17 protein-coding genes and 3 pseudogenes are annotated in these 19,948 nt (G+C 54.1%); 11 read left to right on the forward strand and 9 right to left on the reverse strand.

The features are described from left to right. Positions 1-21: 21 nt before the first annotated feature. The 4 genes from BY447_RS22665 to BY447_RS22680 all read right to left on the reverse strand — a co-directional run bounded on the left by BY447_RS22665 (position 22) and on the right by BY447_RS22680 (position 5,447). The gene (locus BY447_RS22665; RefSeq protein ID WP_095708323.1) at positions 22-822 is read right to left on the reverse strand and encodes an MBL fold metallo-hydrolase; all 801 of its coding nucleotides are present in this window, start codon (positions 820-822) and stop codon (positions 22-24) included. A gap of 77 nt (positions 823-899) precedes the next feature. Next, positions 900-2,015, reverse strand: a complete 1,116-nt coding sequence (locus BY447_RS22670) for a metallophosphoesterase (RefSeq protein WP_110332343.1) — start codon at positions 2,013-2,015, stop codon at positions 900-902. 240 nt (positions 2,016-2,255) lie between these two features. Beyond that, complete coding sequence (locus tag BY447_RS22675; RefSeq protein ID WP_110332344.1) at positions 2,256-4,583, reverse strand: FdhF/YdeP family oxidoreductase; 2,328 nt, start codon at positions 4,581-4,583, stop codon at positions 2,256-2,258. A 525-nt stretch (positions 4,584-5,108) separates the two neighbouring features. Continuing rightward, positions 5,109-5,447: a cupin domain-containing protein gene (locus BY447_RS22680; protein WP_110332396.1), complete on the reverse strand. Its 339-nt coding sequence runs from the start codon at positions 5,445-5,447 to the stop codon at positions 5,109-5,111. 201 nt (positions 5,448-5,648) lie between these two features. Here BY447_RS22680 and BY447_RS22685 point away from each other — a divergent pair, with 201 nt between their 5' ends. Further along, positions 5,649-6,386, forward strand: coding sequence for a 2-phosphosulfolactate phosphatase (locus tag BY447_RS22685; RefSeq protein ID WP_110332345.1), 738 nt, complete (start codon positions 5,649-5,651; stop codon positions 6,384-6,386). A gap of 44 nt (positions 6,387-6,430) precedes the next feature. On the opposite strand, the gene yajD is transcribed toward BY447_RS22685, so the two are convergent. Continuing rightward, complete coding sequence (gene yajD / locus BY447_RS22690) at positions 6,431-6,778, reverse strand: HNH nuclease YajD (protein WP_013356513.1); 348 nt, start codon at positions 6,776-6,778, stop codon at positions 6,431-6,433. Positions 6,779-7,012: 234 nt separating this feature from the next. Beyond that, positions 7,013-7,180 (reverse strand): hypothetical protein, encoded by a 168-nt coding sequence (locus BY447_RS23430; RefSeq protein WP_167493470.1) that lies wholly within the window; start codon positions 7,178-7,180, stop codon positions 7,013-7,015. 43 nt (positions 7,181-7,223) lie between these two features. Here BY447_RS23430 and BY447_RS23305 point away from each other — a divergent pair, with 43 nt between their 5' ends. Next, entirely contained in the window at positions 7,224-7,388 is a 165-nt protein-coding gene (locus BY447_RS23305; protein ID WP_158280091.1) for a hypothetical protein, read from the forward strand. Positions 7,389-7,465: 77 nt separating this feature from the next. Then, the gene (locus tag BY447_RS22695) at positions 7,466-10,570 is read left to right on the forward strand and encodes an efflux RND transporter permease subunit (RefSeq protein WP_110332346.1); all 3,105 of its coding nucleotides are present in this window, start codon (positions 7,466-7,468) and stop codon (positions 10,568-10,570) included. 229 nt (positions 10,571-10,799) lie between these two features. On the opposite strand, the gene BY447_RS22700 is transcribed toward BY447_RS22695, so the two are convergent. Next, entirely contained in the window at positions 10,800-10,976 is a 177-nt protein-coding gene (locus BY447_RS22700) for a general stress protein (protein ID WP_009093122.1), read from the reverse strand. A gap of 201 nt (positions 10,977-11,177) precedes the next feature. Here BY447_RS22700 and BY447_RS22705 point away from each other — a divergent pair, with 201 nt between their 5' ends. From BY447_RS22705 to BY447_RS22725, 5 genes and pseudogenes are all read left to right on the forward strand, one after another. After that, complete coding sequence (locus BY447_RS22705) at positions 11,178-11,471, forward strand: hypothetical protein (RefSeq protein ID WP_013356516.1); 294 nt, start codon at positions 11,178-11,180, stop codon at positions 11,469-11,471. A 446-nt stretch (positions 11,472-11,917) separates the two neighbouring features. Next, complete coding sequence (locus BY447_RS22710) at positions 11,918-13,891, forward strand: methyl-accepting chemotaxis protein (protein ID WP_110332347.1); 1,974 nt, start codon at positions 11,918-11,920, stop codon at positions 13,889-13,891. 104 nt (positions 13,892-13,995) lie between these two features. Then, positions 13,996-15,012, forward strand: a complete 1,017-nt coding sequence (ahr, locus tag BY447_RS22715) for an NADPH-dependent aldehyde reductase Ahr (RefSeq protein WP_107320469.1) — start codon at positions 13,996-13,998, stop codon at positions 15,010-15,012. A gap of 272 nt (positions 15,013-15,284) precedes the next feature. Next, positions 15,285-16,064: pseudogene (locus BY447_RS22720) on the forward strand (MBL fold metallo-hydrolase). Between the two features lie 71 nt (positions 16,065-16,135). Then, entirely contained in the window at positions 16,136-17,176 is a 1,041-nt protein-coding gene (locus tag BY447_RS22725; RefSeq protein ID WP_110332348.1) for a GlxA family transcriptional regulator, read from the forward strand. Here the strand turns inward: BY447_RS22725 and BY447_RS22730 are convergent. Continuing rightward, complete coding sequence (locus tag BY447_RS22730) at positions 17,173-17,574, reverse strand: H-NS family nucleoid-associated regulatory protein (RefSeq protein ID WP_110332349.1); 402 nt, start codon at positions 17,572-17,574, stop codon at positions 17,173-17,175. The two genes, BY447_RS22725 and BY447_RS22730, sit on opposite strands and share 4 nt — an antisense overlap. A 274-nt stretch (positions 17,575-17,848) precedes the next feature. On the opposite strand from BY447_RS22730, the pseudogene BY447_RS22735 reads away from it, so the two are divergent. The 3 genes and pseudogenes from BY447_RS22735 to BY447_RS22745 form a co-directional block, all read left to right on the forward strand. Next, positions 17,849-18,118, forward strand: a pseudogene (locus BY447_RS22735) (GGDEF domain-containing protein); the annotation flags it as partial. Positions 18,119-18,153: 35 nt separating this feature from the next. Beyond that, on the forward strand, positions 18,154-18,336 hold the full coding sequence (locus tag BY447_RS23680; RefSeq protein WP_072009016.1) for a diguanylate cyclase domain-containing protein: 183 nt from the start codon (positions 18,154-18,156) through the stop codon (positions 18,334-18,336). A 54-nt stretch (positions 18,337-18,390) separates the two neighbouring features. Beyond that, positions 18,391-18,826: pseudogene (locus BY447_RS22745) on the forward strand (VOC family protein). 221 nt (positions 18,827-19,047) lie between these two features. Here BY447_RS22745 and BY447_RS22750 read toward each other — a convergent pair. Continuing rightward, positions 19,048-19,449, reverse strand: coding sequence for an H-NS family nucleoid-associated regulatory protein (locus BY447_RS22750; RefSeq protein ID WP_098049800.1), 402 nt, complete (start codon positions 19,447-19,449; stop codon positions 19,048-19,050). Between the last annotated feature and the right edge of the window lie 499 nt (positions 19,450-19,948).

A 19,948-nucleotide genomic window follows, 5' to 3' on the forward strand; every position in this document is an offset into this window, starting at 1 on the left:
CTGTTATTCTCTCAACGCCTGCTACGCCTGATGATCCTGCAGACAGGCCAGATAAGTTTCTCCCGACCGCATCACTTTCTCTTTCGCCTGCTCACGAATTTCCTGACCTTCAAACGCGCCATAAAGCTGCCTGAATGTTACGTCATCAAGCCGATGCAGGATGTCGCCTACTGTGGCGGCTGACAGTGGCAGCATATTTGGGTAGCTCCACATAAACGACACGCCATGCGCACCCGGCGTGACCTGAATGATATCACCCGCCAGCATCACCCCTTCGCCCTCGTCCCAGTGCAGCACGCTGCCACCTGGAAAGTGGCCGCCCAGCCGTAACAACGTTACACCCGGCATCAGCGCCAGTGAATCCCCCTCCCAGAACCGGATATACGGGCTTTCCCGGACAATCCATTGCCGATCTCGGGCATGCAGATGCAGGGGCGCATTAAACGCCTCTGCCCACTCCTGCATGGTGGTGTAGTAGTGCGGATGAGAAATTGCGATAGCATCAATGCCGCCCAGCGCCGCGATTAGCGTGTACGTGGCGTCATCAAGGTTAGCGATGCAATCCCAGAGCACGTTGCCGTGCGGCGTACGCAGCAAAAAGGCACGCTGATTAATGGCAAATTCAGGCACCGTTTTAAGACTTAACAATGCATCGCTGTGGGCCGTCCACTTATTCGCGTGGCTGGTGCGCAGCGCGTCAAACGCGATCCAGCCCTGACCCGCAGCCGGAACGTACTGACGTTCATCCTCACAGATTTTACAGTGCTGATTCGGGGCATCAGAGGGATAAGCCGTCCCGCAGGCGGTACATAACATCGTCATGGTGATCTCCTTTGTCTCACTCAAGCTTATGCACACCTGCGAAAACCGCACTTTCCTGACGTAATTTCGTCACGCGATTACCGCTGGCGGCGCAGCGTAATCCGCGTCAGTTCGGAGGGGCGGCCCAGCCTGACCGCCATGCCCGGCCAGAGTGCCGTGCCGTTATTCACATAGAGCTGCATTCCGCCAACCTGATAAAGCCCGGACACAAACCCGGCGTTGGGTTTAGCAAACAGCCGGTCCAGTCCGATAATCAGCCCGCCATGCGTATGCCCTGAAAGCTGCACATCCACGCCCTGAGCCGCGTTCTGACGGGCATTGCGCGGCTGATGATCCAGCAGGATCACCGGTGCGTTTTCAGGTGCCTGCGCCAGCGCGCGGGCCAGGTCGGGGCCGGTTGCATTTCTGCCGGGTGCGGAGGCATCTGGCAGACCGGCAATCACCAGCTTTTCCGCACCGCGCTGGATGACGGTATGGCTGTTGAGCAGCGGCTGCAGCCCCAGTGACGCCAGGTGGGCCGTCCAGACTGTCTGATGGAAGAAATATTCGTGGTTACCGGTAATCGCCCATACGCCATCACGGGCTGCCAGCCCACGCAGCGGCGCGACGTCATGCCGCCTGTGTTCCAGGCTGCCATCGATCACATCGCCCGTTACCACAATCAGATCGGCGTTGAGAGACATCGCGCGCTCAACCATCGCGGCGGTCCAGGCCGCATTAAACAACCGGGTGATATGCAGGTCAGTCAGCTGCAACAACTGATAGCCCTCGAACTCAGCGGGCAGGTTGGGCAGGACCAGTGTTACCTCTTTGACTGGCGGCACGCGTATCGCCTGCTGTACCCCAACGGCAGCCATCACCATCGCCAGCACCACAGCCAGATAGCGAACACCGGGCACCAGCTCCAGCGGATGCCGCAACAGCAGCGCGATCAGCATTACCGCATCCATCAGCATCTGGAGCAGCGCCAGCAGCAGCACGGTGCTGTACGCCCAGTTAAACAGGATGATAATAATGCGAGGCATTTCGGCGGAGAAAATACCGCCCGACGTAAAGCGGCTTACCAGCAGATATTGTGAGGCCAGTAAAACCAGTGCGGAGAGCAGGATCTTGATGGCCAGTGGCAGGGATAAGGGAATGATGACGCGCGCAATAACATACCAGCTGGGTAAGCTGAAAATCAGGTGAAACATGGCAGTCTTCCGGTAGGGCGCTGAACGTCAGCGCAGGCAAAAAAGAGACGATCGTTTATAGAGCTGTTTTCAGCACATCAGTGTATACGATGCTGCCGTTCGGGTTACTTCGCGCGGGGTGCTTTACGGGTGATAAAACAGCTGGAGGGCCGAAAAAAGGGTGCCGGCAGGCCGACAAGCAAAAACAGCGTGACCGGAACACCGGCCACGCTGGCAATATTAACTCTCTTGCAAGTCAGACTAGCGAAGAATACCTGAGGTGGTGTGCGTCTCGTCGGTTACGCGCGTCATAGCAATCGGAATACTTTTATAGGCGGGAATGCCGCTTTTGGTATCGTGGCTATCGAGCGGAACCATCACATTGGCCTCCGGGTAGTAAGCGCCGACTGAACCTGGTGCCATATCAATAATCACGATGGTCAGGTTTTTCATCTGACGCGAGGTGGGATTACCCTCCGGATCCAGCGCCATGAGATCGACACGGTCACCCACCCGCAGCTCTCGTTTCTCCGCCTCTTCCGCATTGATAAACAGCACATCGCGGCGGCCCGTCACGCCACGATAGCGGTCATTCAGTCCGTACAGCGTGGTGTTGTACTGATCGTGACTGCGCAGGGTGGTGAGCACCAGATCATGGCACTTCAGCGAGCGGGGATCTTCGTTGATGCCCTGCATTACTTTAAATTGCGCACGACCGGAAGGCGTGAGCCAGACGCGTTCTGATGCGGCGTTATGGAGCCGGAAACCACCCGGATGCTTAATCCGCTCGTTGAAGTTTTCGAAAGCCGGGAACACGGCTTCAATGGCATCACGGATACGGCTGTAATCGGCGACCATGGCTGACCAGTCAACCACGCTGTCTGGCAGGGTTGCCTTAGCGAGTGAGGCGACCAGCGCCGGTTCAGATTTCAGATGGGGTGAAGCCGGGTTCAGCGAACCGCGCGAGGCGTGTACCATCGACATGGAATCTTCAACGGTCACACTTTGCGCGCCGGTCGCCTGAACATCGGTCTCAGTCCGGCCCAGCACCGGCAGCAGATAGTTATGTTTTCCGAGTAACAGGTGTGAGCGATTCAGCTTGGTGGCCATATGCACTACCAGATCTAAATTACGCATGGCCGGGAATGTCACCTGTGGATCGGAGATTGCCTCTGCCAGGTTACCGCCCAGACAGAGCAGCGCTTTGGCTTTACCATCGCGCATCGCCTTGATCGCCTCGACAGCGCCGTGACCATGTTCCTGTGGCGGACGGAAACCAAAGACCTTTTCAATGCTATCCAGCAGCGACTTCGGCGGGATCTCAGTGATGCCCACTGTGCGGTCACCCTGAACATTGGAGTGACCGCGTAACGGACAGATCCCCGCACCCGGCTTACCGATGTTGCCGCGCATCAGCAGCAGGTTCGCGATTTGCTGGACGTTCTGCGTGCCGTACTGATGCTGGGTAATGCCCATGCCATAACAGATGATGGTCCGTTCAGCGCTGGCGTAGAGCCGGGCGATATGCTGGATCTCCTCACGCGCCATGCCGGAGACTTTGAGGATGTGCGCCCAGTCGGTGCTTTCCAGGTCAGCTTTCAGGGCATCAAAGCCTTCGGTGTGCTCGTTAATAAACGCTTCATCGATGACGCCGGGTTTGCCATGGCTCAATGCCTCCTCGTGCAGGGTGAGCAGGATCTTCATCACGCCTTTGAGCATCGCCGCGTCGCCGCCCACCCGCACTTTGTAATAGGTCGAAGCCAGCTCAGTAGAGCTCATTGAGAGCATCTCAATCGGACTCTGCGGCGAGGTAAAGCGTTCCAGCCCGCGCTCACGCAGCGGGTTGATCGCCACAATGGTGGCACCGCGCTTAGAGACTTCCCGCAGCGTGCCGAGCATGCGTGGATGGTTGGTGCCAGGGTTATGACCGATGCAGAGCACCAGATCGCAGTGGTCAAAATCCTCCAGCTCTACCGTACCTTTGCCGACGCCAATCGACTCCGGCAGTCCGACGCTGGTCGGTTCATGACACATGTTTGAGCAGTCGGGGAAATTGTTGGTGCCATATTCGCGGGCGAAGAGCTGCCACAGAAACGCCGCTTCATTTGAGGCGCGGCCCGACGTATAGAACTCCACGCTATCGGGATCCTCATAGCTACGCAGATGCTCACCAATCTCCTGGAATGCCGTCTCCCACTCGATGGGCTGATAGGTGTCGGTAGTGGGATCGTACTTCATGGGATGGGTCAGCCGTCCCTCGCCCTCCAGATGCAGTGCGCTGCGCTCCCACAGTTCGGTCACGGTATGAGCAGCAAAAAATTCCGGAGTGGTGCGCTTGCTGGTGGCTTCCCACGAGACGGCTTTTGCGCCGTTTTCGCAGAACTCAAAGGATGAGGCATGCTGCGGGTCGGGCCAGGCACAGCCCGGACAGTCAAAGCCCTGCGGCTGATTAACTTTAAACAGGGCAATCACATCCTGCTTTACTGACATCTGGCCACGGATCGCATCGGCAACCGCCTTTAGTGCGCCCCAGCCACCGGCGGCACCACCATAAGGGGCGATGCCATTTGTGCGATTTTGCTCTTTCATAATGCTCCACATTGTCTCTATTGTTATTGGCTAAGCCTGGTACATAAAAAGGAACAGCAACGTGGATTCTGGCTATTATTCAGCGAAATTTTTTCTCAAAATGTTTCGGTGTGGCCGTGCGCTCTGTTTTTCTGGTATGAAATAAGCGTGAGGGTCACGCAATAATAAACGGGACGGCCGTGTGCGATCCCCTGGGAAATTTATCAGGAACAGCAAAGCTGTTATGACTGGCAATAAATGGATTTTAAGTAACGTATTGTTATAAAATAATAATAATGCGGTGGTGATTCTGTGGTATCTAAATAATTTGATTTCTTGCAGGTAAAGTCATTACGGTTAATATTTCCATCTGTACGCTAAAAAAAGAATATTCACAACGGTATTATTAGCGTAGCGGGAGTCGGGTAAATATAACGGGTCGTTATTACCGCACAAATTAATAAGCCGTTCTGGTATTTAAACTATCGTTCAGCCGGTATCTGTACACATCATGAGACAGCGCCATTGCCCGGCGCTGCTGGCCGATCAGGGGAGGTCAGTACGATCGCCTCGTGTTGTCGGATGAGAAATTACAATAAATTCTACTGGCGCATCGCTGTTATTTCTGGCCTGGTGTTTAGCGTGTGGCGGAATTTCGATTCCCTGTTGCGCACTGATATCATGCACTTCGCCCTCCAGTTCCATCGACAGCACGCCCTGAAGAACAAAGAAAAACTGCCGGGATGAAGCATGATAGTGTCTTTTTTCACGGGTGCCGGGCGGCATTTTTTCATGAATGACTAACATATCTTTGCGGTTCATCAGATACCAGCCATCACACCCGTCCCCCCAGCTATAGTGTTCTGCATTCTCTTTTGAAATCATCATTCTGCGCTCTGGTTATTATTGAAAAGTCTGAAGCCCTGACTAACTATACAAGGCCAGGTTACTGGCCCTCAATTTTTAGTGTCGGTAATAACTTCAATGTACTTTAACTCTGCTGATAACTTAACTGGGGATGACCCGCCAATGGCGTGTCGTGGATTGAGCGGCGCACACCTGACAGGCTGTAACGGAGGATGAGATATGCAATGGTGGGATCAGGAGAGATTTAACGTTCGTCTTGAGTGGGGCGATGCTGCTGTCCGCTACGCGGCAAAAGACGTGGAGTGCATCATTATCGTCGATGTGATGTCCTTCTCTACCTGTGTCAGCCTGGCGGTCGATAACGGAGCACAGGTTTATCCTTATCCATGGAAAGATGCATCTGCCATCGGTTTTGCAAACAACATCGGCGCACGACTCGCCAGCTACGACAGACTGTCTGACGCAGGCGGTTTTAGTCTCTCTCCGGCCTCGATTCAGAAAATAGAACAGGGCGAGAAGCTGGTTCTGCCGTCTCCCAATGGATCAGCGATTTCATTCCTGGCCCGTGATAGGGTTGCGGGCGTCACTGTATTCAGCGGCTGTTTCAGGAATCTCACGCAGACAGCAAAGGCCTGTCGCAACTTCGGGCGTATTCTGGTTATCCCCTGTGGAGAGCGCTGGCCCGATGGCACGCTTCGCCCGGCCATAGAGGACTATGCTGCAGCCGGTGGCATTATTGCAGCCATCGGGCATGACCGTTGCTCCCCTGAAGCAGCAGGCGCGGTTGCCGCCTGGCGGCAGCTGAATCTGTTATCTCTTCGCGAATGCGCTTCAGCCCTGGAACTTCAACAGCGCGGATTTCAGGAGGATGTCGATCTCTGTCTGGATCTGGATAGCGCAACGCGGGCCTGCCGGTTGCAGGGCGATTTTTATGCGGCAGGTCCGGAACGGGGCTGAGCCTGTCAGCTCGTTGTTGTCCTGACAGGCTCAACATTCAGCGGTTACTTCTTCTTATTCAGCATCGACTTCAGGTCAGCAAACGGATTGTAGGTCGCTTCACCCACATCTTTTTGTGCATCCTCGCCAGCCACCACGCGGGTGCCATACTGGTCAGCCTCAGTGTACTTTGAGTGCTCGTGATCGTGACAATAGAGACACAACAATTCCCAGTTGCTGCCATCTTCCGGATTATTAGTGTGGTCGTGATCGATATGGTGAACCGTCAGCTCGCGCAGATTTGAATAAACAAATTCTCGTGAGCAGCGCCCACACACCCACGGATAGATTTTAAGTGCTTTCTCACGGTAGCCGCTTTCCAGCCGCGAATAGTTTTTGGGGATCAGAGCCATTGCAGTTATTACCTGTTTTGCAGAGGTGTGTTCACGATAGTGCAGCCACTATATCCCACAACGGAACCCGAGGAGAAATTCTCCTGTTACGTGGGAAGAAAGGCTGACAAGCTTAAAGCGATCACCGGCAACTACCCGCGACTGAAAACTTATCCTGTTACCCGCGCCAGCCTTACCTATCAGCAGCATGGCGTAAGAAACATGATTATTTACCGCTTTGCTTTAAATTCCACGCTAAATGTAGTGCCGCACGCCATAAACCGCCCAGAAAATCGCGTTAGCTCCCAGATAAATCCAGCATCCCCAGTAGGCAATAGGTTCACGGCGGGTGCGGAGTTTGGGCAGGAAGATCAGTAAATAGAGAGCAGAGGCGATAAGAGAAACGAAGTAGAAAAATTTCATTGTTCTCTCCTGGTTAATATCCTTTATTTCAGGATAGTCAGGGATGACCATTTTGCTCAGTGCATCATCAGATTCGTGCCACACCGAGGTTTTTGGCAACCACGCCGGAAGTGACCCGTTCTGGCTGCTACAAAGCGAACTGGCGGCACAATGTCGCGATCGGCCCGGTTCAGGAAAAGATAACGTCAGGATGTTTAACCGGATGTAACAACCTATAATCAACGCAGTTTGTTGACCTGCAGGAATGCAGGTCTTGCACCCGCCCCAAAGGAAGAGATCCCGCTGATGTTTTCTCGCTTTTTTATTTATCGCCCCGTCTTCGCATGGGTTGTTGCCATTTTAATTATGTTGCTTGGCGCGCTCTCTATTACACTGCTGCCGGTTGAACAATATCCCGATGTTGCTCCGCCCTCGGTGAATATTAGTGCAACTTACACCGGTGCCTCTGCGGAGACGCTGGAGAACAGCGTCACTCAGGTGATTGAGCAGCAGCTGACCGGGCTGGATAATCTGCTCTATTTTACCTCCAGCAGCAGCTCGCAGGGGAATGTGTCGGTCACCGTCACTTTCAGTCAGGGCACCGATCCGGATACCGCACAGGTGCAGGTGCAGAACAAGGTGCAGCAGGCGCTCTCACGTCTGCCCAGCGAGGTGCAGCAGCTTGGCGTCACCGTGACCAAATCACAGTCGAACTTCCTGCTGGTGATGGGGCTGTATGACACGACAGGTAAAAGCAACAGCACCGATATCGGCGACTGGCTGGTCAGTAATATGCAGGAGCCGCTGGCCAGGACTGAAGGCGTCGGTGACATCCAGGTGTTCGGCGGCCAGTACGCGATGCGCATCTGGCTCGATCCCTTCAAGCTAAACTCTTATGCATTGCAGCCCTCCGACGTGTCTGCGGCGATACGCTCGCAGAACATTCAGGTCTCAGCCGGTAAAATCGGCGGCCTGCCATCGCCCGATAATCAGCAACTCACCGCCACGGTCCGAGCGCAGTCGCGACTGCAGACACCTGAGCAATTCCGCAACATCATTGTTAAAAGTGATAAAAGCGGTGCCATCGTGCGGGTAGGGGATGTGGCGCGGGTGGAGCTGGGCGGCGAATCTTATGACATGACCACCCGACTCAACGGGCATCCTGCGGCGGGGGTCGGCGTAATGCTGGCACCGGGTGCGAATGCGCTTGCCACTGCGACGCTGGTCAAAAACAAAGTTGAAGAATATCGCCATTCTATGCCGGAAGGTTACGAAGTGGCCTATGCCCTCGATAGCACCGATTTCATCAAAATCTCCGTTGAGGATGTGGTCATCACCCTGATCGAGGCGATCGCACTGGTGGTGGTGGTGATGTACCTGTTCCTGCAGAACATCCGCGCCACGCTGATACCGGCGCTGGCGGTGCCGGTCGTTCTGCTTGGCACCTTTGGCGTGCTGGCGCTGTGCGGCTATACCATCAATACTCTGACGCTGTTTGCGATGGTGCTGGCCATCGGCCTGCTGGTGGATGATGCGATCGTGGTGGTGGAAAACGTCGAGCGCATTATGCATGACGAAGGTCTGCCGGCGCGTGAGGCAACTGAAAAGTCGATGAAAGAGATCTCCGGTGCGCTGGTGGCTATTGCGCTGGTGCTTTCCGCTGTCTTTCTGCCTATGGCCTTTTTCGCAGGCTCAACTGGCGTGATCTACCGGCAGTTCTCCGTGACTATCATAGCCGCCATGACCTTCTCTGTGGTGGTGGCGCTGACCCTGACGCCTGCGCTATGTGGCATGCTGCTGCGGCCAACAGCACCCCATCGCAAAGGCTTCTTTGGCGGATTTAACCGCTTTTATGCTGCCACCGAGCGTCAGTATCGTCACAAAGTGGTGAGAACGTTGCGTCGTCCGCTCATCATGGTGTCACTCTACGCCGCAATGGGCGTGGTACTGTTTGTCATGTTCACCCGACTGCCGGGTAGTTTCCTGCCGACTGAAGATCAGGGCAGCATTATGCTTCAGGCGACGTTGCCGGCGGGCGCTACGGCCAGCCGCACCGAGGCCGTCAATAAGCAGATCGTTGACTGGTTTCTGATGGAGGAGAAACAGAACATTGATGTGGTCTTTACCATCAACGGCTTTAACTTCAGCGGCGCAGCGCAGAATGCCGGTATGGCGTTTATCAAGCTTAAAAACTGGGACCAGCGACCCGGCAGTGAGAACTCTGCTGAAGCGATTGCCGGACGCGCCACCTATGCGCTTGCATCGATTCGGGATGCACAGATCTTTGCGCTGACGCCGCCGTCGGTGCCGGGGCTGGGGCAGAATAATGGTTTCACCTATGAGCTGCTGGCCAGTGGTGGCACTACGCGTGAGCAGCTGGGCAGCCTGCGCGATCAGCTGTTACAGAGCGCCGCACAAAGCCCGGATCTGATCGGTGTGCGGGCGAATATCCTGCCACAGACACCGCAGTTGCAGATTGATATCGATACCAGCAAAGCGGTGGCGCTTGGACTTCAGCTGGATGATGTGACCGACACGCTGACCAGCGCCTGGGGCGGAGCCTACATTAATGACTTTATCGATCGTGGCCGGGTGAAACGCGTTTATCTGCAGGGCGATGGTCAGTATCGCTCTGCGCCATCGGATCTGGATAAGTGGTACATCCGTAACAGTGAGGGCACCATGACGCCGTTCTCCGCATTTGCTTCGACCCGCTGGACCATGGGGCCGGAAAGTCTTAACCGCTACAACGGTTCTGCCTCCTATGAAATCCAGGGACAAAACGCCGAAGGCTTCAGCTCTGGTGATGCCATGAACACCATTGAGCGGCTGGCGAATGAACTACCGGCAGGCACGACGGGTGCGTGGAGCGGACTTTCGCTGCAGGAGAAGCAGGCCGGCGGGCAGTCGACCACGCTTTATGCGATCTCGATTCTGGTGGTTTTCCTCTGTCTGGCGGCGCTGTATGAGAGCTGGACGGTGCCGTTCTCCGTGCTGTTAGCGGTGCCACTCGGTGTACTGGGTACGGTGCTGGCCGTGGCGCTGCGCGGATTAAGCAACGATATCTACTTCCAGGTGGCGTTACTGACCACGGTCGGGCTGACGTCCAAAAATGCGATACTGATTATCGAATTTGCCGAGGATGCGGTGCGTCGGGGCAGTTCGCTGAGTGCTGCGGCGTTGCTGGCGGCGCGAACCCGCCTGCGACCGATTATGATGACCTCACTGGCCTTTATCGCCGGGGTGATCCCGCTGGCGGTGGCGACCGGTGCCGGTGCCAACAGCCGCATCGCCATCGGTACCGGTATCATTGGCGGCACGCTGGCGGGTACCGTGCTGGCTCTGTTTTTCGTTCCGCTGTTCTTTGTGCTGGTGAAGCACTACCTGACCCGGCATCGTGACGCAAAATAACCCTCTCAGCTCGTCTGTCGGACAGGACCGGCGGGCTGAAATTACGGCTCCTGCGACTGAAAATAAAGCGTTCCGTCAGACCTGCTATTCGGGTCACGAATAACGGAGAGGTGAAATAGCGTAAAAGTATTTAATGGCAGAGAGATATAAGGGATGAACATCGTCGTGAATTCATTCAGAAGAGATGCCACTCCATGGCGTAAAACGTCCTAAAGCGCTTTATTCAGAATTACTTAGAAGGACGGCGACTAATCTTGCCTCCTTTCCGACCGGCTTCCCTGGCTTTTTCATGATCGTTTTTGAAATTGCCCCCACTGACCTTGCCTCCTGCACTGCCAGCTTCACTCGCACGTTCTGGATCGTTGGCAAAATTACCGGCACCACCTCTGTATTTCTGTTGTGTCATAGGAAGACCTCATATCAATGTTCCATTAGATAAAAAGGACTAGCTAGTCACACCAGGAAGCTTAGTCGACCGCTTCGTTTATGCAAATGCACAGCGTTAATACCTTGATAAGTCAGAGATTAAACTTCGGCTGCCCGTTCGCCGCAGCAGGGCAAAGACCGATGAACTACGCTTAAAGGCCTGACGAAAAAGGAGAATGCTATGAGCGACGCGACATTAATCGACACGCTTGAGTTTGGTTCTGACGAGCAGAAGCAGAAATATGAAATCTACGGCGATGATGCACAGACGCCCACTTTTGCTGTGATCTCACGACAGCAGGGCGATGGCTGGCAGAAACTGGAGGAAAAAATCAGCTTCGCCGCGCAGGATGAACAGCAGGAAGCGACGGGATCAATGGGCTACGGTTCCGGCGATACGCTGCCCGATTTACGCGATTTGCCTGCGGAAGCACGGGAGCGCTGCGAGCGGCACTGGCAGGAGCAGAGTGCATAATGAGTAGAGCGCTGCTCATTTTTTAGCGGTGAAGTGGCCTGATGAAGAGAGACGCGTGAAGGCGGCAGAATAACCTTCTGAGCGCTCTCTTTTTCCGACAGCCACAATAAAAGAGACCCAGGTCCTTAAAAACGGATGAGTCTGCATCGCAAAAAGTAATCATCAGTCACCAGCACAGCTTTACATCTGCCCGCCACAGTCCTGTCCCGGCTTATTTTATGCTACTAAAATGTAACAACTTCATTCATTAAACCAACTGCAGCAATCGCTAAAGGTTTTCCCGCTGGTGGCGATAACCCAATGGCGTTGAGCGCGCCACTCAATGATGAACCCGGCACTCAGCGACGAGTTCTGAACGCGAACGGACCTGCATTTAGCCCTCCTTCTACACACCAGAAAGCGCGAATTTAAGCGCAAGTTACTCCTATAAAAGTGAAAATAATAATATGTCGATCATTAAGACGATCAAAAGACGCCTGCCTGTTGCCCGTCTCAGGCGTAGCAGCCAGCCAGCGAATGGCACCTGGGATTGTCGTGCATTGCCTGATTCACTCTCCTCCATTGGTTTAAGCTCGCACGCGGGCGGCATTCTGATGACATTTGTTCCGCCTGAAGCCGATTTTCAGCGGGTCAGCCAGGCCTGGCAGCGCTTTAACACCCCCGATCTGACGGTACTGACGCTTTCCTCCAATGGTGCGCTGAGCAGCAGCCGATCGCAAAGCACCTACTGTGATGGCAATGGCCCGGAAGGAAGCTATCTCTGGCTGCCCGACACGTTGATCGCCAGCCATGAAACGCACATTGTCGATCTGCATGTTGCCGATACGCAGACCGCCAGTCAGCGTATCACCGCCATCCAGCAGGAGCTGATGCGGTTACAGGTGCGGATGCCGCTCTCGGCCGATCGGACTTTTGCGATGATTTACTGCGACGGCCTGTCGGCGTCAGAAGGCTTTCTGATGCAGGCCTGGTATAACAGCGGGCGCTTCCCGTGCCTGGCGATTGGCGGTTCAGCCGGTGGCAAAATTACCTTTGATGGCACCTGGATTGGTGCGGGTGGCAGGGTGCTGCAGGGCAAGGCCGTCATCGTGTTCTGCCAGATAGCAGCAGGAAAATCCTTTGCACCGTTCAAAAGCCAGAACTTCACGCCACGCGAGCAGAGCTGGCTGATTGCTGAAGCCGATCCGATTGCGCGTACGGTCACTTCCGTGTTTAACCGCCAGGGACAGCAGCAGCCGTTTGTGGCGTCGCTGTGTGAGCATCTTAACTGCACCGAGGCGCAGCTGACTGAACGCCTGAAGGGGCTGACCTTTGGTGTCAAAGTCGGCGGCGAATACTTTATTCGCTCAATCGCCAAAATTGAATCGGGTGGCGTGCAGTTTTTCTGTGACCTTGAGTTTGGCGATCGGCTGTTCCTGATGGAAGAAAAAGACTTTAAACAGGCGACACAGCAGGAATGGCAGGCTTTTACCGCCCGGCACGGCAAACCCGCGGCGATTCTGATGAACGACTGTATCCTGCGTCGTGTCGGTAATGCCGATAAGCTGCACAATGCTCATTTCTTCAAAGGGATTGCCGCCGCCGGTTTTTCCAGCTTTGGTGAAATCCTGGGCGTGCCTATCAACCAGACGCTTTCTGCGCTGGTGTTTTTCAATCATGACGTCAAAGCGATGAGCCAGTTCCCGGTGGAGTATGCCGGCTATGCGGCCCATTACGCGCAGCGCGCGTTACGCCGCTGGGAAGCGCTGAACACCATTCAGACGCGGGTGCTGGATCGGGTTATCAACTATCAGCAGGCGCTGACGCCGCTGATGGAGGCGTTACCGGTACTCGAAACGGCGACGCATAGCCAGGGAGAAACGCTGAGCCTTGCAGAAAGCAGTATCCGTAACATCAGCAACATCGCCACTGAGAGTCAGCAGGCGCAGGGCCGGCTGGATGAAGGGCTGGACGATCTGGAAAAAATCTCGAATGGCATTAATGAGATTACACATGGCATCAGCAATATTGCTTTCCAGACCAACATCCTGGCGTTGAATGCCGCCGTCGAAGCAGCACGCGCAGGCGAGGCCGGCCGCGGCTTTGCGGTAGTCGCGGGTGAAGTTCGTCGTCTGGCACATTCGTCGAAAGAACAGGCCGAAGCCACGGCGAGTAACATTGGCGAGGCGGTCATCACCATCTCACGTATCCGGCTGGTGGCCAGTGACTCGGCGCAGACGGCTGCACAGATGGCGGAGCGCAGTATCAGCGCGGCCGATACGCTGGCGGCCATGAATCAGCAGACCCGACATGAGCGCGCCGACATTGCGAAGCATCTCGGCAGCCTGCGTGAACTGACGCAGGGAATGGATGCGATGCAGGAAGCGGTCGCGCAGCTCAAAGTGTTACAAACGCTTTCCGGGGCGCAGGTTAAAGGCTGATTTATCAGCATAAAAGACAAAAAAGTGCGGTGTAAGCGTAACGGCCAGGCAAGGCAGGCTTTCAGTTGTTACACTTGTCGGTGATTAACCACGCAGAGGTACTAATGAAAATCAAAAGTTATGCAGCCATGCAGGCTGGCCAGGCCCTTGAACTCTATGAGTACGATGCCGCCGAACTGGCAGCCGAAGAAGTCGAAGTCCAGGTCGAATATTGTGGCGTCTGCCACTCAGATCTGTCGATGATCGATAACGAGTGGGGCATCTCTCAGTTCCCGGTGATTGCAGGACATGAAGTGATTGGCCGCGTCTCTGCCCTTGGCGAAGCGGCTAAAAGCAAAGGTCTCTCAATCGGCCAGCGTGTAGGAATCGGCTGGACAGCTAAAAGCTGTCAGCACTGCGATGCCTGTATCAACGGCGAGCAGGTTAACTGTCAGCAGGGCAGCATCCCAACCATCATGAATAAGGGTGGTTTTGCCGAGAAGCTGCGCGCCGACTGGCAATGGGTTATCCCGCTGCCGGAAAAACTGGATGCGGCCAGCGCCGGTCCGCTGCTGTGCGGCGGTATTACCGTATTTAAACCGCTGCTGATGAGCAACATTACGGCGACCAGCCGTGTTGGCGTGATCGGTATCGGCGGTCTGGGCCATATCGCGATCAAACTCCTGCACGCGATGGGTGCCGAAGTCGTGGCCTTCAGTTCAACGCCGGATAAGAAGCAGTCGATTCTGGATATGGGTGCGGATGAAGTGGTTAACAGCCGTGATCCTGAAGCCCTGAAGAAACAGGCGGGTCGTTTTGATCTGATCCTGAGCACCGTGGCAGTCGACCTGGACTGGAAACCTTATTTCGCCGCGCTGGCGCCTCAGGGTAAATTCCACACCGTGGGTGCCGTGATGAAGCCAATTGAAGTCAGCGCGTTTGATCTGATCCTGGGCGACAAAGCGGTAACCGGTTCGTCAACCGGCTCACCAGGCCAGCTGCGCTCGCTGCTGCGACTCGCTTCGCGTGCAGATATTGCGCCACAGGTTGAGTTCTTCCCGATGTCAGACATCAATAAAGCGCTGGATCACGTCCGCGCCGGCAAAGCTAATTACCGTGTAGTTCTGAAAGCCGATTTCTGATGCGAACCTGAGATGACATGCCGCAGCTTGCTGCGGCATTTTTTATGTCCTCATGTTGTCAGCCCTGATCCTGATAATTCGTTTCACACTCAGGTCATGCCCTTTCTTCCATCACCCTCAGACTCCATTCAGCGATACATTCAAAAGTGGCCCGAATCCATCGAACACTGTCCTGTGAGCCTGTCACGCGCAGGTCAGAGAGTACCGTAAAGTGAACTTATCGCAGCCTGTAAGCCTGCCTGATGTTAAAGAGACCCTTTGCGGAGCACAAAATGAAACTGACCCAGATTCGTAATGCCACACTGCTGCTGGAGTATGCAGGCAAAAAATTCCTGATCGATCCGTTGCTGGCAGATAAAGACGCGTGGCCGAGCTTTGCCGGTAATGCCCGTCCCCATCTGCGCAATCCCATGGCTGAACTGCCTCTCCCGGTTGAGGCACTGCTGGCGGTAGACGCAGTGATTGTCACCCATACACATATGGACCACTGGGACGAGGCCGCGCAGCAGCTGATACCAAAGACGATGATGATCTACAGCCAGAATGAACGTGATGCAGCGCTGATTCGTTCGCAGGGTTTTGCACATGTTCGGGTGCTGCAGGATGAAAATCCGTTTGTTGACGGCCTGACGATCCACAAAACGGAGGGTCAGCATGGCAGCAATGCGTTGTATGCCGACAAAGTCATGGGCGATATTCTGGGCGATGCCTGCGGTCTGGTGTTTACCCATCCGTCCGAAAAAACGCTCTACATTGCCGGGGATACCGTCTGGGTTAAACCTTATGTCAGAACGCTGCAACGTTTTTAGCCGCAGGTCGTGGTAATCTATGCCGGCAATGCGACTAACGATCTCTATGGCCCCATTATTATGGGAAAGGAGGATACGCTGCGCACCCTCCATATTCTGCCTGAAGCGACTCTGGTGACTTCGCACATGGAAGCGATTAACCATTGTCTGCTGACACGCGCTGAACTGCGCGCTTACACCCTGGAACAGGGTATTGCCGACCGGGTACTGATCCCGGAAGATGGTGAAGCAATGACGTTCTGAGCATCGTCGTCCTGAACCGGCACAGCTACGCGGTAAGGGCTCAATCATGCGTTTCACAAAAAGGGGATAAGATGACTGCTCTGAACGTCGCGGTGCTGGCAACAGCCGGTTTAAGTCCGTTTCATTTTTCAGTTCCCTGCATTCTGTTCGGCTCTGCTCTGCCGCAGCAGGATCTGTTTCAGATTGATATCTGCGCAGAAAAATCAGGCCCGGTGATCTCAGAGATGGGACTGTCAATCATGGTGGCAAATGGGCTCGGTCTGCTCGACCGGGCCGATATCATTATTGTGCCATACTGGCATAATCCGGCTGAAAAACCGTCGCAGGCGCTGCTGGATAAGCTGGTAGCTGCCTGGCTGCCTGGCTGCCTGGCTGCCTGGCAGCGTGGCGCAGAGGTGGTCGGGCTTTGTCTGGGCACTTACGTACTGGCTTATGCAGGCCTGCTTGATCAGCATCGGGCTGCCACACACTGGGAATTTGAGCGCGATTTCAGCGAACGCTTTCCACAGGTTCACCTCGACAGCAATGCCCTTTATACCCGGGACGATCGTCTGATCACCTCTGCCGGCACCGCGGCGGGTATCGACTGCTGTCTGGACATCATTCGTCAGCACTATGGCAGCGCTGTAGCGAATCGGGTAGCCAGGCGTATGGTGGTGCCGCCTTACCGTGAAGGTGGGCAGGCGCAGTTTATTGAGCGGCCGGTTCCGGAAACGACCCGCGACGGCAGGATCAATGCGCTGCTGGCCTCCCTGCGAGAGACTATCCATCAGCCGCAGGATCTCGACACCCTGTCACAGTCGCTTGGTATGAGCAGGCGGACGCTGACGCGCCATTTTCACAAGTCGACGGGCATGTCACTGGGTGAGTGGCTGACGGCTGAGCGTCTGCAGCATAGTCAGCAGTTACTCGAAACCACCGGTATCAGTATTGAAAGCGTGGCAGCAAGGGCAGGTTTTGATTCGCCTGTTTCATTCCGGCAGCGTTTCAAATCCCGGTTTGGCGTCACTCCCAGTGAGTGGCGCCGGACGTTTCGCGGTCCACAGCCGGAGATGAACAACGCGAGAGTGGCGGAAGATAATGTGTGCTCCGGCAGGAATTCTTGCGGCTAAAGCAGGAAATCATCCAGCGACTGGCCATTTTCAATCGCCGCCTTAATGACGGAGGGAGTACGGCCCTGACCTGTCCAGTCGCGAACCTGACCATTTTCATCGGTGTAACGATATTTCGCCGGACGTTTCGCGCGTTTCTTTTTCCCGGATACCGCAATAGCATCGCTATTCACCAGTTCCGCCGGATTGATCCCTTCCTCCATTAACAGCTCATGATAAAAAGCCAGTTTCTCCGCTTTTTCACGGGCTTCTGCCGCTCGTGCGTTTTCCTCATCACGACGCTCATTTACCACGGTCTCTAGTTTCTGGCGCAACTCTTCGAGCATATCCAGAGCCATGTTGCGCGCCTCTGCACGAAGCGTGCGGATATTATTCAGGCTGCTCAGGTTCTTAGTCATAAAATTCCTCAAATACTCAAGTTAATCAATAAAGTGCAAATTATTCAGCCAGCAAGGGTAACATTTACCTGCCTGAGAATTGAAGCTTAAATGTGGGTTAATTCGCTATAAATCCTGCATTATGGATACTGGTTGAGCCATTTGAGGAGAAGATTTAAGCGAATTCTGCTGGTTTAATAGGGATTGTCATTATCGAAGTGGGATTGCGGGGATTTGCATTCGTGCTTTTGACTAACCGTGCTGAAATCAGTCAACAGGGATTATCAAAGAAGGCATGAAGTTTCGCCGTAAAAATGATGGTTCTGCGCCAGAAATTTCGCCGCTGCTGAGAAGCATTATGCTCTCAGGCGTATTGCTCACCGTGGCGGTAATTGGATTGAATCTTTGGACGCTGCGGGAAGACTGGAATGAAACCGTCCGTAAAGCTGAGGATACGGCCGAGAATCTCTCACTGTCGCAGGCGCGGCAGGCTGACGATACGTTTCTGCAAACCGAACTTTCATTGCGCGAAGTGCAACGCGAGCTTGAAAAGCAACTCGCCACCACATCGCAGCCGTTAATCGGCTCGCTATTCCGCATATGACTACTGAGCTGCCGCAAAAGCACGTCACCCTGAGTGCTGGCTGTGCCATGTATTTCGCTACTGATTTACAGCATGGGAAACAGGGGCTTATAAAGCGCGCGGATGAGGCTTTGTATCGTGCGAAACGGGCAGGGCGCAATCGGGTAATGTGTGAAGAACGTCCGGCTAAGCACGCATGATGAAATTCTGAACTGCCCTGTGGCACGATGATCGCTCAACTTCAACAGGGAGCGATCATGTCAGACGATACCGGTTCCACTCATCTTGCACTGGTACGCGATTCAGTAAAGCGCGTGGATTTTTATCGCCGTTATGCCGGATGCGGGTAATACATCGGCGAGAATCGGGCGTTACGGACGCGCAGAAAATCGCATGGCTGTCAGAACTGACCGGACCTTTTGCTCTGGTGCTGGTGCAATCAGATAACAGTAACAGTACGCCGCTGGGGCCTTTTGGTCGTATTGGCTTAGCCTGCGGCCGTCGCGAAGAGATAGATGAACAGGTGGCAATTTCGCGTCGCGAAGGGGTATTACGCAGCAGTCTGAAATAACCGTTAGTTACCGGGCATTCTTTGGCGACCCTGATGGTAATACGCCCGAACTTTCATTTGGCCAGCAGAACGGGTTGGAAATCATCATCGCACGTGTTTCCCGGTCTGTTGTAAATTGATAAAACGGCTAAGGTAAGTGAATGAAACCTTTTATCTGCAACGAAATTGCGCAGAGCATTTCGGAAATTACATTCAGGTTAGTGTCTGTGCATGATTGTGTATAAAGATGGATAAGCATCGTATGTACAGGCAGGGGAAGTATGAAGTTAGTGTTTTTCGTCTGTTGCTGATAAAGAACCGCCTGAGCAACGTCAGGCGGTTCTCATCGAGACATCCTGAATTAGATCAGAAAATCGTCCAGCGATTTACCTGCATCGATGGCTGATTTAATCGCCGAAGGGGTACGGCCCTGACCTGTCCACTGCTTAACGTCACCATTCTCGTCGGTATACTGATATTTAGCCGGACGAGGGGCACGTTTTTTCTTCTCAGCGGGAGCAGTCGGCATACCATTTAACAGTTCGTTAGGGTCGATACCTTCCTGCAGCAGTAATTCACGGTATTTTGCCAGCTTCTCAGCTTTTTCACGATTAGCCGCTTCAGAAGCCTGAGCTTCTTCACGTCGCTCACTGACCACAACCGACAGTTTTTCCAGCATTTCTTCCAGGGCAGCAAGGTCAAGCTCGCGAGCATTTGCGCGGAGGGTACGGATATTATTCAAGCTGTTGAGAGTGTCACTCATCAAAGTCACCATAGTCATGTTCAGATAATAAAAATACAGAGCGGATTCACGCTGATGCTTTTCGTCGGACCTGCTTTTTTTAAAATGCTTGCCTTCGAAGAATCATAATACAGAACCAATAGTTCAACCTTAACATATTAATCTGTTTCTGAGAGAGTTGAAACTCTATTTAACGCATGCTGGTTAAACAAAAGTAAATTTACGCCATTTTTTTACTCACTTCACTCAAAATGGCTAAAACCCGTATTACCTGAGACGTGGGGTGTAATTTAGCAGGGTTATGGATTAATCGTGCTGGTTTTTGTGCAGTGGCAGCGGAGTCGCTTCGCTATTCGCATGGTTGTCCTGAGAAAGAGGATAACGTCAGCTGCAAAGCTCACACGCAGCTACTGCTCAGAGCAATGATGCTGTGCGTAATTTCGCTGTAAAAATCCTGCTATGAATTATTTCGCTAATTTATTGTCAAAAAAGCTGATTCAGCATCATAGTGGTAAGTTCA

Source organism: Pantoea sp. JKS000250 (assembly GCF_003201065.1).
Classification (GTDB): domain Bacteria; phylum Pseudomonadota; class Gammaproteobacteria; order Enterobacterales; family Enterobacteriaceae; genus Pantoea; species Pantoea vagans.

Bases quoted from the DNA above. Each gene is read 5' to 3' on its own strand.
- ahr (WP_107320469.1), top strand. From the start codon at position 13,996: ATGAAAATCAAAAGTTATGCAGCCATGCAGGCTGGCCAGGCCCTTGAA.
- BY447_RS23305 (WP_158280091.1), top strand. From the start codon at position 7,224: ATGACCATTTTGCTCAGTGCATCATCAGATTCGTGCCACACCGAGGTT.
- BY447_RS22750 (WP_098049800.1), bottom strand. From the start codon at position 19,449: ATGAGTGACACTCTCAACAGCTTGAATAATATCCGTACCCTCCGCGCA.
- BY447_RS22700 (WP_009093122.1), bottom strand. From the start codon at position 10,976: ATGACACAACAGAAATACAGAGGTGGTGCCGGTAATTTTGCCAACGAT.
- BY447_RS22695 (WP_110332346.1), top strand. From the start codon at position 7,466: ATGTTTTCTCGCTTTTTTATTTATCGCCCCGTCTTCGCATGGGTTGTT.
- BY447_RS22680 (WP_110332396.1), bottom strand. From the start codon at position 5,447: ATGATTTCAAAAGAGAATGCAGAACACTATAGCTGGGGGGACGGGTGT.
- BY447_RS23430 (WP_167493470.1), bottom strand. From the start codon at position 7,180: ATGAAATTTTTCTACTTCGTTTCTCTTATCGCCTCTGCTCTCTATTTA.
- BY447_RS22675 (WP_110332344.1), bottom strand. From the start codon at position 4,583: ATGAAAGAGCAAAATCGCACAAATGGCATCGCCCCTTATGGTGGTGCC.
- BY447_RS22730 (WP_110332349.1), bottom strand. From the start codon at position 17,574: ATGACTAAGAACCTGAGCAGCCTGAATAATATCCGCACGCTTCGTGCA.
- BY447_RS22705 (WP_013356516.1), top strand. From the start codon at position 11,178: ATGAGCGACGCGACATTAATCGACACGCTTGAGTTTGGTTCTGACGAG.
- BY447_RS22725 (WP_110332348.1), top strand. From the start codon at position 16,136: ATGACTGCTCTGAACGTCGCGGTGCTGGCAACAGCCGGTTTAAGTCCG.
- BY447_RS22710 (WP_110332347.1), top strand. From the start codon at position 11,918: ATGTCGATCATTAAGACGATCAAAAGACGCCTGCCTGTTGCCCGTCTC.
- BY447_RS22665 (WP_095708323.1), bottom strand. From the start codon at position 822: ATGACGATGTTATGTACCGCCTGCGGGACGGCTTATCCCTCTGATGCC.
- BY447_RS22670 (WP_110332343.1), bottom strand. From the start codon at position 2,015: ATGTTTCACCTGATTTTCAGCTTACCCAGCTGGTATGTTATTGCGCGC.
- BY447_RS23680 (WP_072009016.1), top strand. From the start codon at position 18,154: ATGACTACTGAGCTGCCGCAAAAGCACGTCACCCTGAGTGCTGGCTGT.
- BY447_RS22685 (WP_110332345.1), top strand. From the start codon at position 5,649: ATGCAATGGTGGGATCAGGAGAGATTTAACGTTCGTCTTGAGTGGGGC.
- yajD (WP_013356513.1), bottom strand. From the start codon at position 6,778: ATGGCTCTGATCCCCAAAAACTATTCGCGGCTGGAAAGCGGCTACCGT.